Origin of the sequence: Anaeroglomus insulsum, from assembly GCF_050689095.1 — a bacterium.
Classification (GTDB): domain Bacteria; phylum Planctomycetota; class Phycisphaerae; order Sedimentisphaerales; family Anaerohalosphaeraceae; genus Anaeroglomus; species Anaeroglomus insulsum.
Window position 1 is genome coordinate 46296 of record NZ_JBOGCL010000008.1, and the last position, 14197, is coordinate 60492.

Annotated in this window: 10 protein-coding genes; 5 read left to right on the top strand and 5 right to left on the bottom strand. The window is 52.2% G+C overall.

Annotated features, from left to right (window positions below; translation table 11 throughout):
* The first annotated feature begins 516 nt into the window (after nucleotides 1–516).
* The 3 genes from ACQ9LF_RS08420 to ACQ9LF_RS08430 all read left to right on the top strand — a co-directional run bounded on the left by ACQ9LF_RS08420 (nucleotide 517) and on the right by ACQ9LF_RS08430 (nucleotide 7624).
* Nucleotides 517–1545 carry a glycoside hydrolase family 43 protein gene (locus ACQ9LF_RS08420; RefSeq protein WP_462488947.1) on the top strand — a complete coding sequence of 343 codons (1029 nt, stop codon included), beginning with the start codon at nucleotides 517–519 and terminating at the stop codon, nucleotides 1543–1545.
* A gap of 171 nt (nucleotides 1546–1716) precedes the next feature.
* Entirely contained in the window at nucleotides 1717–3144 is a 1428-nt protein-coding gene (locus tag ACQ9LF_RS08425) for a LamG-like jellyroll fold domain-containing protein (protein WP_462488948.1), read from the top strand.
* Nucleotides 3044–7624 (top strand): lamin tail domain-containing protein, encoded by a 4581-nt coding sequence (locus ACQ9LF_RS08430; RefSeq protein ID WP_462488949.1) that lies wholly within the window; start codon nucleotides 3044–3046, stop codon nucleotides 7622–7624. The genes ACQ9LF_RS08425 and ACQ9LF_RS08430 overlap by 101 nt, the downstream gene beginning before the upstream one ends.
* A 43-nt stretch (nucleotides 7625–7667) precedes the next feature.
* Here the strand turns inward: ACQ9LF_RS08430 and ACQ9LF_RS08435 are convergent, their stop codons facing one another.
* Genes ACQ9LF_RS08435 through ACQ9LF_RS08445 form a run of 3 tightly spaced genes read right to left on the bottom strand, consistent with a single transcriptional unit; the run spans nucleotide 7668 to nucleotide 9270 of the window.
* The gene (locus ACQ9LF_RS08435) at nucleotides 7668–8219 is read right to left on the bottom strand and encodes a DJ-1 family glyoxalase III (RefSeq protein WP_462488950.1); all 552 of its coding nucleotides are present in this window, start codon (nucleotides 8217–8219) and stop codon (nucleotides 7668–7670) included.
* A 12-nt stretch (nucleotides 8220–8231) separates the two neighbouring features.
* Nucleotides 8232–9038: a pseudouridine synthase gene (locus tag ACQ9LF_RS08440; protein ID WP_462488951.1), complete on the bottom strand. Its 807-nt coding sequence runs from the start codon at nucleotides 9036–9038 to the stop codon at nucleotides 8232–8234.
* Nucleotides 9039–9042: 4 nt separating this feature from the next.
* Nucleotides 9043–9270, bottom strand: coding sequence for a DUF2905 domain-containing protein (locus tag ACQ9LF_RS08445; RefSeq protein ID WP_462488952.1), 228 nt, complete (start codon nucleotides 9268–9270; stop codon nucleotides 9043–9045).
* Between the two features lie 306 nt (nucleotides 9271–9576).
* Between ACQ9LF_RS08445 and ACQ9LF_RS08450 the strand changes: the two genes are divergently transcribed.
* Together ACQ9LF_RS08450 and ACQ9LF_RS08455 are read left to right on the top strand one after the other, a co-directional pair.
* Entirely contained in the window at nucleotides 9577–11016 is a 1440-nt protein-coding gene (locus ACQ9LF_RS08450; protein ID WP_462488953.1) for a hypothetical protein, read from the top strand.
* 347 nt (nucleotides 11017–11363) lie between these two features.
* The gene (locus ACQ9LF_RS08455) at nucleotides 11364–11621 is read left to right on the top strand and encodes a formylglycine-generating enzyme family protein (RefSeq protein ID WP_462488954.1); all 258 of its coding nucleotides are present in this window, start codon (nucleotides 11364–11366) and stop codon (nucleotides 11619–11621) included.
* Between the two features lie 140 nt (nucleotides 11622–11761).
* Here ACQ9LF_RS08455 and gltA read toward each other — a convergent pair whose 3' ends face one another.
* Together gltA and ACQ9LF_RS08465 are read right to left on the bottom strand one after the other, a co-directional pair.
* On the bottom strand, nucleotides 11762–13198 hold the full coding sequence (gltA, locus tag ACQ9LF_RS08460; protein WP_462489063.1) for an NADPH-dependent glutamate synthase: 1437 nt from the start codon (nucleotides 13196–13198) through the stop codon (nucleotides 11762–11764).
* Nucleotides 13199–13334: 136 nt separating this feature from the next.
* Nucleotides 13335–14183 carry a sulfide/dihydroorotate dehydrogenase-like FAD/NAD-binding protein gene (locus ACQ9LF_RS08465; protein ID WP_462488955.1) on the bottom strand — a complete coding sequence of 283 codons (849 nt, stop codon included), beginning with the start codon at nucleotides 14181–14183 and terminating at the stop codon, nucleotides 13335–13337.
* Nucleotides 14184–14197: the final 14 nt, after the last annotated feature.

Consider the following 14197-nt stretch of genomic DNA (forward strand, 5'->3'; position numbering starts at 1 on the left):
CTGTTTGGTATGCCCTAACTATTGATGGCCAGAAGGCTTAAAAAAGACGTCCGCAAGACGTCTTTTTTTATCCGTATTTTTTCGGATAAGAATGCAACTTTGACTCATGTAATTCTTGATTTTTTTCCGATATTCTGATATAGTGAGTTTGCGGTTTCGCCCCTGGGATGTGCGTGACTGAGTCCTCACATTGGAAGAACCGATGAAAGCTCCCCGGGAAGCCAGGTCGCAAGAGCCGAACAAGCCTGCATGACAGGATCTTCGGGAAAACGCAACGGCTGCCCACTTTAAATTAGGGGTTACTTTCAATTGGACTCAAACGGCATTACTGGAGGCAGGCCTCAACATGAAGGCTCGTTTTAACGAGCCTTTTTTATTTGCAGACAGACACGTCTTCATTCCTGCTTTTGATTTCTCGTTTGTTTTAGGCTTGAAGCCATTTTGTGCAGACGTTATAGTTTGTCTTGAACTAACGTTTTGGAATAATTTGACAAACTCCAATGGAAGGACAGTCCTATGAAGAATACAGGTCTTGTGCTTGCGGCGATGCTTTGTGTTGTGGGTGGATGTCATCGCAGCTCTTCGAAATTATCATATCATAATCCGGTGTGGGACGGGTACCTGGCCGATCCGCAAGTGATGCAGTACCAGGGTGTCTATTATGCTTACGGGACCGGGTCTGGGCTGGACGGCAGGCAATTTCCGGTATTACGTTCGGAGGACTTTGTGACCTGGACGCATGTTGGGGGGGCGCTGGAACCGGTGGCTGAGCCGGCTATGAAAGATTACTGGGCGCCGGAGGTTGTCGAGTATCGAGGCAAGTTTTATCTGTATTATGCCGGCGACGGCAAGATGCGGGTGGCGGTTGCGGACAAACCTGAGGGTCCGTTCAGGGATACCGGCAAGCTGCTGTTTCCGGATGAACCGTTTTCCATCGATGGACATCCTTTTTTTGACCCGGTGAGCAAGAGGTGGTATCTGTTTTTTGCCAAGGACTTCTTTGATCAGCGGCCCGGTACGGCCCTGGCGGTCGTCCAGCTGGGCGAGGATATGGTATCGACAGTAGGGCCTGTAAAGACTGTATTGCGTGCCTTTGCCGATTGGCAGATTTATGAGCGAAACCGGACCCTGTATGACCGCAAATGGGATGCATGGCACACGGTGGAAGGGCCGTTTGTGATTTATCGTGACGGCAGGTACTATTGCTTCTACTCCGGCGGCAACTGGCAGACGCCTGGATATGGAGTGGGTTGTGCGGTGTCAGATACTGTGATGGGGCCGTATCAAGACCTTTGGAGCAAGGACAAGGCATCGGTTTTAAGTACAATCCCGGGAAAACTTATCGGGCCTGGGCATAATTCGGTGGTTTTAGAACCAAACAAAAAGACCTATTTTATCGTATATCATTCATGGAATGACGAACGAACGGCCCGGCAGATGTGTATGGATCCGATCATTTGGACCGACCATGGCCCAAAGGCTTTCAATCCGTCTCGAGGACAGAAGGAAGTATATTTGCCTTTGGAAGTGATAGCGATAAAATAGACACTATACCTCTGTATAAACACCATTTATCGTAAAAAATTCAGTCTTTGTTAATTCCTGGTTAAAATCAGGACGAAACAGGGTGTATCTTATTGTCCTGTTCGTAACTGATTGATATAATAGCTATTTATGCTTTGGGGCGTTATGGATTATTTATACGGAGGTCATCCGATGGCCAGAGGGTGTTGCGTTTGTGTATTGGGGGTATGGATGCTGTGCCTTAGCATGGCTTTTTGTCCATCTGCTTATTCCGATTGTCCAACCGGGGATCTTTCCGGCGACTGTGTTGTGGATATGTCGGATTTACTGATTTTTGCCGATAGCTGGCTGAGTTCTTCGCAGCCGGTGCATAAGGGGCTGGTTGCCCGCTGGCGTCTGGATGAGAGTGAGGGCGAGATTGCGGCCGAAGATATCAGCGGTTATACCGGGCAACTGCACGGTGAGCCGCAATGGATGCCGGTCTGGGGACGGTATCAGGGGGCCCTGTCATTTGACGGGATAGACGACTATGTCGAGGCGGTGGGTTTTAAGGGGATTTCCGGTGGTGCCAGCCGGACATGCAGTGCGTGGATTAATACGAATAAGCCCACCGGCGAGATTATCTCCTGGGGAAATAATTCGTCCAGCGGGACCAAATGGGTTGTGCGTGTGGACGAAAGCGGCGCTTTGCGAGCCGAGGTCTATCAGGGATATATTATCGGAACGACGCTCATTCATGATGGGGAGTGGCATCATATTGCGGTTGTTCTCAATGACGACGGCAGTCCTACGGTCGGTGAAATTGCGTTGTATGTTGATGGTCGCCGGGAAGACATCCGCGTTGTGCTTGACCAGCAAGTGAATACAGCCGTGCATGGGGATATGCGGATTGGTGTGTATCATGAGGAATTGCGTTATTTCAACGGCATGATCGATGATGTTCAGATATATAATCAGCCGCTGGCCGAGGATGAAATTGCTCGCCTTTATGCGACGGGGACGGCGTCTCGTCATAATCCTGATTTTAACGCGGATACTCAGGTTAACACGGCGGATTTTGCCGAATTTGCCAAGGACTGGGGTCGGGAAGAGCCACCCCTTATCATCAGTGAGTTTGTTGCGGCCAATGATTCGGACAATCCACCGAATACGGCGGCCGGGCAGATTCTGGATGGCAATGGCGAATCGTCTGACTGGATTGAGATTTACAACCAGACCGACTGGCCGATTAACCTGGGGGGGTGGGGGTTGTCGGATAAACAGTCGAATCCTTTGAAATGGCAGTTCCCGGCCGATACGATTTTAAACGGGCGCAGCTATCTGATTGTGTTTGCATCCAGCAAGAGCAAAAATTATGTGGATCCGGCGGGGTATTTGCATACGACGTTCAGTTTGTCGGCGGCAGGGGAATATCTGGGTTTAAGTCGTCCGGATGGGACGGTTGTCCATGCCTATCAATCGGTGTTGAATGAGCAGACCGCCGAGTATGGTTTCCCGGCACAGCGGGACAATATTTCCTATGGGATGCTGGGGGGGGGCGGAGTATTATTTTTCGCTGCCGACACCCGGTCAGGAGAATCGCCAGTCATTTCTGGGATTTGTGGCGGAACCCGAATTTAGCCAGGAACGGGGATATTATGATAATGCCTTTTCGCTGACTCTGAGCTGTCCGACCAGCGGGGCAACGATACGCTATACCCTCAACGGTACCGATCCAACCTTGTCCAACGGGATTACTTATACTGCGCCGATCGCGATATCGGCAGCGACGACCCGGGGCGTTGTTGTTCGTGCCGCGGCGTTCAAGGCTGGTTATACCCCCAGTGCGATTAAGACCCGAACCTATTTGATGAGGCCCACTGATGTGATGAAAGGGTTACCTGCGGTCTGCCTGTCGGGCAGCCCCGGCGAGGTTTTTTATAATCCAAACGGTGTGATGGCCATTGTTGGGGGGGCCTGGGGCGGCAACGGATGGTATCCGATATTGTCCACAGATTACAACAACGTGATACAGCACGGCGAGAATTATGAGCGTCCGGTTTCGATGGAATATATGCGATCCGACCGGGACCATGAATTTCAGGAAGACTGCGGTCTTCGGGTCCACGGCAGTGCCTGGATGCGGCCGCGTTATACCGTGCCGCCGCAGACAGGTACCTGGTGGGGCGACAACAAATACAGTTTCCGACTGTATTTCCGAAGCCAGTATGGGGATACGGCGTTTAATCATGCGGTGCTGGATCAGTTTCCGGAGGTGGACAAGATTGATACGCTGGTGCTGCGTGCCGGCCACAACGACCAGAGTAATCCCTTTGTTCGAGATGAGATGATTCGCCGACTCCAGTATGCGATGAGTGGTTATGCCAGCCGCGGAACGTTTGTGAATTTATTTATCAATGGGGATTACAAGGGCTATTACAATCTGTGCGAGCGGATTGATGAAGACTATTGTCAGCAGTGGTTTGACAGCGACCAGAAATGGGATATTGTGGGATGGGTTGTTCCGGGGAACACGGCCAGCTATCTGGAAGCTCGGGATGGCGATATGGTAGCGTTCAATGCATTTATAAACTATGCCACCAGCAACAATCTGACCAATCCGGTTTATTATAATGAAGTCGTCCGGCAGCTGGACCTGGATGCATTTGTGGATTATAATATTGTCCAGACCTGGGGGGGCAACTGGGACTGGCCGCATAATAACTGGTCTGCGGCGGCGGAACGCTCGGCCAACCGGAAATGGCGGTTTTTTGTGTGGGATGCCGAAGGGTGCATGGATAACAATACCAGCAACGATCGCTTTGGGGAATTGTTAAACAGTAACGGAAGCCCACTATCCAAATTGTTCCGGGCCTTGTGGGCCAATGAGGATTTTAAACTGTTATTCTGTGACCGGCTGCAGAAGCATTTTCTGGAAGACGATGGCATTATGTCCAAGGCCCGGCTGAACAGTCTATTCTGGCAATTAGCCAGCGAGGTTCAGGGGGTGATTCCCTACATCAACCGGTTTATTCCGGATACCTATATTCCGGCGCGGGAAGAGATTTATTTCAATCAGTGCCGCTCCCGATCGCTGTTTACGTTTGCCGGACCGCGATTTATCATCAACGGGCAGGATGTCCTGCAGGACTCCGTTGTGGAAAACACGCAGGTAAGCATGCAGAATGCCGCTGGACAAAGCGGAGATATTTATTATACGCTTGACGGTTCGGACCCCCGGCTGCCGCTGGGACAGCGTACCACCACCACCGTCGTGCTGGTGCCGGAAAATGCGGCCAAGAAAGTGCTGGTCCCCACCGGCAATATCGGTACCAACTGGCGGACGCAGATCAATTACAGTGACAGCACCTGGACGGATGGTACACCCCCGGATACCACCAAAACCGGCGGGGTGGGGTATGAACGGAATCCGACGGAAGCCACCAGCGGCGTGCCCTACATCAGCTATAATGTGGAAAGCAAGATGTACGGCAAAAACACGTCTGTGTATATTCGTATTCCCTTTACCGTGAATGCCCAGCAACTGGCTCAATGGAATTATCTGACGCTGAAAATGCGTTATGACGATGGATTTATTGTCTATCTCAACGGGACGGAGGTGTACCGTAAGAATTTCAGTGCGTTCAACTCGCCGGCCTGGAATTCAAGGGCATCGGCAGGGCACGAAAATAATGGTCAGGAGAGTTTTTCTCTTGACAGCTATCTGGGGCTTCTGCAGGACGGGACCAATCTGCTGGCGATTCACGGATTGAATGATACGGCTTCCAGTTCGGACTTCCTGATTTCTCCGGTTCTGGAAGCGGGAACGACGATCAATTCTCAGGGGGTTTCGCCCAAAGCGGTGAAATACACAGGGCCGATTACCCTGACCAAGAGTGTCCGCATCAAGGCTCGGACCCTTAACGGCAGCACCTGGAGTGCTCTGCGCGAAGCAGTGATTGGTGTCGGGGCGATCAATGATAATCTTCGTATCTCGGAATGGATGTATAACCCCGGCGGGGATCCCAATGAAGAATTCATTGAGTTGATGAACACGGGAACTGAGGTCATTAACTTGAATCAGGTCGCTTTTACCAAGGGGATTGACTTTACGTTTGGCGATACGGTTTTAAGTCCGAATCAGCGGATTCTGCTGGTGCGAAATCAGCCTGTCTTTGAGGCCCGATACGGAACCGCTCTGCCGGTTGTCGGCCAGTATGCCGGCGCGTTAGACAATGCCGGTGAAACACTGCGGCTTTGTGATATTGCCGGGCAGACCATTCAGGAAATTGAGTACGACAATAGCTGGTATGAGATTACCGACGGAGATGGTTTTTCGCTGACGGCGGTAAATCCGGCGTATGACAAAACAGCCGTCTCGGATGCGAGTCTGGAGGCCCGATGGACGTTCAATGAGGCGGCGGGTACTACCGTATGGGATGCAGTGGGGCTTCATCCGGCGACCCTTTATAATGTGGCGGATACGACACGCCGGCTTGGACGGGAGAATAAGGCTTTAGTGTTTGACGGTGTGGATGATTATGCCGTTGCAACAGGCTATAAGGGCGTTGCGGGCGGGGCCTCACGGACCTGTTCGGCCTGGATACGAACTCCGTTAACCGCCACTGAACAAAATATTGTGACCTGGGGGGCGGGGCAGGCCGGTCAGAAGTGGATGTTCCGGGTCCAAGCTACCGGGCAGTTGGCCGTTGGGGTCTGGGGAGGGTATATTCAGGGCAGCCGTGTGGTGGCAGATGGCAAATGGCACCATGTGGCGGCTGTGCTGGATAATGACGGTTCGCCGGATGTCGGCGAAATTCGATTGTATGTGGACGGCGTGCTGGAAACTCATACGACCGTAAGTGCCCAGCAGACGATCAATACAGCCAGTACACAGGATGTCTATCTGGCCGTATTATCAGAATCCAATCTGCTGAATTACTTTGCCGGGACTCTCGATGATCTGCGTATTTATGGTCGATCCTTGAGCGATCAGGAAATTGCTTTGCTGGCTGGAAAGATATCCTGGAGTGAGAAGGAATTATGGCGACCCAGTGCAATCCGCGGCGGAACGCCGGGACGGGACGAAACCGCCCAGGAACAGGTTCCGCTGCCGGGTGCGGTGATTATCAATGAACTGCTGTCGCATTCTCATTCGGCACTGCCGGACTGGATTGAACTGTATAATACCACCAGTCAGAGCATCAACATCGGCGGCTGGTATCTTTCTGATAGTTTCAGTTCCGATGATAACCGGAAAAAATATCGTATTCCGGCAGGTGTCATCCTGACTCCGGAGAACCCTTACTATGTCGTGAGTGAAAACCAGTTCAATAATGTTTCGGATTCGGGCTGTCGGATTCCGTTTGCCCTCAGTGAAGGCGGTGAGACGCTGTATCTGCAGTCCGGCAACGGGGAAGCCCTGACGGGTTACTTCACAAAACGGGAATTTGGGGCTGCGGAGTCCGGGGTTGCGTTTGGACAATTTGTCAAGACACTGGGCGGCACAGATTTTGTGGCCATGAGCCAGAATACGCCCAACGCCCCCAATGCCTATCCGAAAGTGGGGCCAATCATCCTGACTGAGATTATGTATAATCCGGGTTCCAATCCCGGGGATCAGGATTGCGAATATCTTGAGCTGATGAACATCAGCGATACGGCGGTTCGGATGGCCAGCTTGGTCAGTACCTATATCTCTCCGGAAACCTCCTTCGAAGAATGGGTACCCTGGGCGATGACCGACGGGGTTGATTATACCTTCCCCAGTGACCTTGTGATTCAGCCGGGACAACGATTCTTGCTGGTCAATAAAATCGATGCCTTTAATGCGCGTTATCCCGGTGTTCCGTCCGGTACTGTGATTTTGCAATGGCAAAGCGGCCGACTGGCCAATGAAGGCGAGGCGGTACAGCTTTCAATGCCGGGGGATAAGGAATTTGGTAAAGACAGATATTATATCCGTGTGGATCGGGTCAGCTATAATAATAAAGGCCACTGGCCGACAGAGGCCGACGGTACGGGCAAGAGCCTGACCCACATTCGTCCGACTCAAGCGGGCGGCAATTACACGGATGACTCCACTGTCTGGGCGGCCCAGACCCCAACCCCGGGCTGGTAAAAGGGACGGACGTGCAGGAATAAACCGCACTCTGTCACCTGTGCTATGCAACCAGCATGGGTTCGGCGACTTGTCTGCGGCGTTCAGCGCCGAATAAGGCTTCGACTATAGCCAGGGCGAATTCCATGGCAGTGCCCGGGCCCTGACTGGTAATACAATGGTGGTCTATGACAACGCGTTTTGCAGCAGCGGACGCATCGGGTAGTTGTGTTTCCATCGACGGATAACAGGTTGCTTTGCGGCCTTTGAGGAGTCCGTGATGGGCCAGTACGACGGCAGGAGAGGCACAGATTGCCCCATAGAGTCTGCCGGCCTGGACCTGCTGTTTGAGCAATTCAATCAGCGGGACGCTGTCGCGGAGATGTTCGGCGCCGGGCATCCCGCCGGGCAGGATAATCGCGTCAAAGGTGGTGCCGGCACAATCCCCAATCATGGCATCGGCAACTAATTTGGTCTTGCGTGAGGCCGTGACCTGCAGGGCGGCGGATACGGATGCCACCGTGACCTGAGCGCCAGCCCGGCGAAGTACATCAATGAGGGTTACGGACTCCAGTTCTTCAATTCCATCTGCGATAGGGACTAATACTTTTGCCATACATCGACCTCCTTAATTTTGGGTTCGGGAGTCCCGATCAGAATCATGCACGGAGGGCTTGTTTTCAAGCTCAGTGGCTTTGTAAAGATAGCGAACCTCGGACATGGTCAGCGGGCGGTAACCTCCCGGGGGCAGGTTTTTCATCTGGATATTTCCGATATGGGTTCTCTTGAGTGATTTAACCTTGAATCCCACTTTGGCCAGCATCCGGCTGATTTGGCGGTTGAGGCTCTGATTGATGGTGACTTCGAGGATGGTTTCAAGATTATTTCGCTTGAGGACTTTGACGCTGGTTTTGGCCGTTTTCCCCTCGGACAGCCAGACGCCTTTTTTGAGTTTTTCGATGGGTTCGCCTTCCACTCGCCCTTTGATTGTGACCTGGTAGGTTTTGGGCAGTTCGTATTTGGGATGGGTCAAGCGGTTGGCGAGAATGGAATCATTGGTCAGCAAGATAGCGCCGGTGGTGTCGTTGTCGAGTCGTCCCACACAGAAGATGCGATGTTGACAGTCGATATAGTCAATCGCCTTTCTTCTTCCCTGCGGGTCGAAATTGGTGCAGATGACATTTTTGGGTTTGTTTAGCAGGAAATAGACCTTTTGAGGTTTATTCAGTTTGCGTCCATTGACCCGAATGTCGTCGGTTTCCGGATTGGCAAAGGCAGGCAGGGTATCGATGATCCGTCCGTTGACGGAGACGGCGCCTTCGAGGATCATTTCTTCGCAACGTCTTCTAGAGTCGATACCGGCCTGGGCGAGTATTTTTTGCAGCCGAACCATCCCTGGCGGCGGGGGTGTTTGCCTTTTTTGTATTCGTTTCATAAGATCATTTCTTAAAATAGTTTATAATCCACATCAAGAACGTCAAAGCGGCCGACAGAAGAAGGCAGCTTGTAATCGGGACAAAGACCCGCCAGTTTTTGCCTATCAGGTCAATATCGCCGGGCAGACGGAACAACCCCAATTTTGCCAGCACTATCACCATCAGGCCTAAACCACAAAGAAGCAGGCCTGAGACGAAAAGCCACTTTCCGAATTGTTCAGGGAAATCCATATCGACAAAGACTTAAAATATCATCACATTCTTTTTGGACAGGTTCAGAAGCTGTTCGTTGTGTCCCATCGTATTTTCAGATGCTGATTATATCCGGAGAGGAATAAACGGCAATCTTTTTTGATCATTTCGACGAATTGAAATGGAATCGGTTTTATTCCGGTTGATTTTGACGTTTTTTGTGTTGGCATAAGGGTTTAGGGGGTGTTTTTTCTTGACGAAAGGGGATTTGTTCAGGATACTTACTGCTCTTGTGGCTGTTGTGTTGCATAATATGGAATTATTGCTATTTCAAGGAGTTATCTTATGGCTCAAGCCAGGACTCAGAGCAATGCGATGCTGTATGCTCTCATCACATTTGTGGCCTTGTTTATTGTTGGAGTGGTCTGTGCGGTGATTTTTTATGTCAAGAGTGAGGAGTACCGTGCTCAGTTGGATTCCAGCAAGACGGATTTGCAGAAGATCGCCAGCGTACGGGAGCAGCAGAACCTCAGCAAAATTGTGGGGAAGGTGGATGAGGGGAAATCCTACCTGGGCACGATGAGTGATCGGTTTAACAAGCTGTATTCGATTATTACCGGGGTAGCACCTGCTGAGGATTTGGCCGCAGATGCCAAACTGAATGATATCGTCCTGCAGATCAACAAGATGACGGAGATGCTGGGGCAATCCGCCAGCCCGGCAGTGGGTCCTGAAGGAATCGCTCTGATTAAGCTGGTTGCGGATTTAAAAACCAAAATAGATGACACTCAGTCGATGCTTAATAATCTGACAGCTCAATATCAGCAGCTTCAGGAACAATACAATGCTGACAAGCAGGAGGCGACCTTCAAGGAACAGCAGCTTGTAGCCCAGGTGAAAAGTTATCAGCAGAATGCCAATGATATCCAGGCCAAGTATGATGATCTGCAAAAGCAGATGACCCGTTCGGCCGAGGAACAGATTCAGGCGGTCAACAAACGGCTGGAAGAAGAGCAGAATAAGCTCAAGCAAAAACAGATGGAGCTGACCGATACAGAGACCAAGCTGGCCCAGGCGAATAAGTCCTTGCGTGAGGCGCTGTCGCGGCTGGAGTCCATTCGTCCGCGGCCGGATAAAGAGGTGGCTGCCTATCAGCCGGATGCCGGGATTTTGCGGGTGGATCTGCAGAATAATATGGTCTTTCTGGATGCCGGATCAGAGGACCATGTATATCGTGGTTTGACGTTTGCCGTGTTCGATCGAAATGCCCCGATTCCAGAAAGCGGCGAGGGCAAGGCAGAGATCGAGGTCTTCCAGGTGGAACCGAAGGTTTCGGTGGCCCGGATTGTCCGCGGCAATAAGAAAAATCCGATTGTCAAGGAAGATATTGTGGCCAATCTGATCTGGGACCCCAGAAGCAACAACAAGTTTGTGGTTCTTGGCGACTTTGATTTTGATGGTGACGGCCGTGTGGATGCTGACGGCAGCCAGCGGATTCGGGAGATGATTGAGCGATGGGGCGGTGTGGTGCAAAACGAGGTAACGATTGAGACGGATTTTGTGGTTGTCGGGCTTGAACCAGTGCCTACGGCTCGTCCGGATCAGGCTGAGGCGGATCTCGATCCAAGTCTGATGGAAAAATACCAGGCTTCGCAGACCGCTCGGGGAACCTATAATGCGATGCTTCAGCGAGCCAGGGAATTGTCTGTGCCGGTATTCAACCAGAAGCGGTTCTTTTATCTGATTGGATATGATGCTCTGCTCAATACCATGCTGGGGAAATAAGCGGCAGTCAAGTCCCCCTGTGCCAAGAGATGATTCAGGCCCGGATATTCTCCGGGCCTTTTTGTTGGTCGGGATTACCAGACAAAGGCTTTTTGCATCCTGTTCAAGGTTTCTATCCCTGCTTTGGGGATAACAGGGCACATCGCAGGCCCTTTGTATGGATGGGGACAACACCTTACACAGGGTCTTTTTAACGCGAGTCTTTTTGCTTGTCATTCTGGATACAGAATATCTCCGGCTGGGCTGCCCCCAGCCCACCTCTTCTCATTCCTGATATCGCTGTATCGTCAGGCACCTTATCGGTTTCAGGGGGATACGATGTTCTCTGTCTATCCCATACCTGTCCGGTGGGACGATTGACACCCAACGGCTACGGCTTGTATGATATGGCCGGTAATGTGGCCGAGTGGTGCCAGGATTGGTTGTCTTCGTATAGTACTGTGCCGCAAACCAATCCTGTCGGGCCCGCCATGGGGAGCCATCGGGTTATCCGTGGGGGGACATGGGGAGGCAGTGCAGACTACTGCCGCATTTCGTGCCGCTCGTCAACACTCCCTGGGGAATGCAGTTGCTTTACCGGATTTCGCGTATGCCTTGATTTATAGCGTGAACTTTAAAGGATTTGTCCATTTCCAACGAATGAAAAAGGCTCAAATTGCGTTGGTTGTCATATCGGTACTCGTGTGTATGTTCTTATTTGCAAGACAGGATTGTGTAAGGCGAGGGTCTGTACCCCCGCCTTAGTTTATTTTGTCTTAAGATAGTCATTGATGGCAGCGGCGGCGATGCGGCCCTGGCCCATGGCCAGAATAACGGTTGCGGCGCCGAGTACGATATCGCCTCCGGCATAGACGCCTTCGAGGCTGGTTTTGCAGTTGTCATCGACAACAATATTGCCCCATTTGTTGAACTGCAGGCCGGGGGTGGTCTGCTGGATTAGAGGGTTGGCACCGTTGCCGATGGCGACGATAACGGTATCCACCTCGAGCACAAACTCGCTGCCGGGGATTTCAACGGGGCGACGGCGGCCAGACTCATCGGGGGCGCCGAGTTCATAGCGAAGGACTTCCATGCCTTTGACGTTGCCCTTGTCGTCGCCGAGAATTTGCTTGGGATTCTGCAGGGTGCAGAAGATGACGCCTTCTTCCTTGGCGTGGTGGACTTCTTCAATACGGGCGGGCATTTCGACCTTGCTGCGGCGATAAACCAGATAGACTTTTTCAGCTCCCAGACGCACAGCAACGCGGGCGGCATCCATGGCGACATTGCCGCCGCCGAGTACGGCGACTTTCTTGCTGACAGCGATGGGGGTATCTGCCCCTTTGCCGAAGGCGTAGGCTTTCATCAGGTTGGCCCGGGTGAGATATTCATTGGCGCTATAGACACCGACCAGGTGCTCGCCGGGGATATTCATAAATTTGGGCAGGCCGGCACCGACACCAATATAAACGGCGTCGAAACCGTCTTCTTTCATCAGCTGTTCGATGGTGCGGGTTCTGCCAACGATAAAGTTGCAGGCGATTTTGACGCCCATTTTTTCGAGCGTTTGGAGTTCTTCCTGGACGATGGTTTTGGGCAGGCGAAATTCCGGGATACCGTACACCATAACACCACCGGGCTTGTGAAAGGCTTCAAAGATGGTGACATCATGGCCGGCGCGACGGGTGTCCGCGGCGACGACGATGCCGCCCGGGCCGGAGCCGATGACAGCCACTTTTTTGCCTGTGGCCGGGGCGACGGGGGGGACGGCACCGGCTTTATTGAGGTCGGCGACATAGCGTTCAAGTCTGCCGATAGAGACGCTCTTGCCGACATCCTTGAACTTTTTGCCGACGGTGCATTTTTCCTGGCACTGGACTTCCTGCGGACAGACTCGGCCGCAAACGGCGGGCAACAGCGAATTTTGCTTGATGATTTCAAGGGCTTTATTATTGTCCCCATCGGCGATGGCAGCAATAAAACCTTTAATGTCGATGCGCACCGGACAGCCTTCAATACAGGGGGCGGTGGGGCATTGCAAACAACGCAGCGCTTCAAGGCGGGCCTGTTCGGCGGTATAGCCGGTTGCGACTTCCCTGACGTTGCTTGTGCGGACGCCAGGGTCCTGGGCCGGCATTTCCTGCACGGGAATGGTATATCGGTCTTTGGCTGTCAGTTGTCCTTTGGCCTTCTTTGCAAGCATCTCATCGAGCAATTTTTTAGTGTCCACGGTTATCCTCAATCCAATTTATTGTGTGCCGCAGAGGTTCCAGAGAGCCCAGAGGAACAAAATCCTGGTGAACTCGTTGTGCTCTGCAGCGAAAATATGCGGTTATTTGTTATTTTAAGCCGATCTTGCAGCGGTGGTGCTGATATTCTTCCATCGCCTTCTTTTCGAGGTCTTTATAGGCTCCCTGACGTTTCATCATTTGTTCGAAATTGACCTGGTGGCCGTCGAATTCGGGTCCATCGACGCAAACGAATTGAGTCTTGCCGCCGACTTCGACGCGGCAGCCGCCGCACATGCCCGTCCCATCCACCATAATGGTATTTAATGAAACCTGGGTGGGGACATTGTATTTTTGGGTTATGTCACAGCAGAATTTCATCATAATGGCCGGTCCGATAGCCATGGCTAAATCGGGTTTAGGCTGCCGCTGGCAAATTTCTTCGAGCGGCTGAGTAACCAGTGCCTTGCGTCCATAGGAGCCGTCGTCAGTGACGACTATGAGTTCATCACTGATGGTCTTAAAATCCTCTTCGAGGATCAGCAATTCCTTGTTCCTGGCACCGAGGATGCTGATGATGCGGTTGCCGGCATCTTTCATGGCCGTGGCAATCGGCAGCAGGGGGGCATTACCGATGCCGCCGCCGATGCAGACAACAGTCCCGAATTTCTCGATATGAGTTGGTTTGCCCAGGGGTCCTGCTACATAGCCCAGGGATTGACCGATCTGGAGGTCCGCCATTTGAGCGGTTGCCTTTCCAACCCGCTGGAAAATCAGGCGGACGGTACCGGCGGTTTTGTCGGCACCGGCGATGGTCAGCGGGATTCGCTCCCCGGTCTCAGCGTTTGGCGAAACAATGACGAACTGGCCTGCCTTGCGGGCGTTAGCCACCAAGGGGGCGTGTACATCCATCAGGAATACATTTTCCGATAACTGCTGTTTATGGGTAATCTTGTACACAGTCTGTTCCTCTA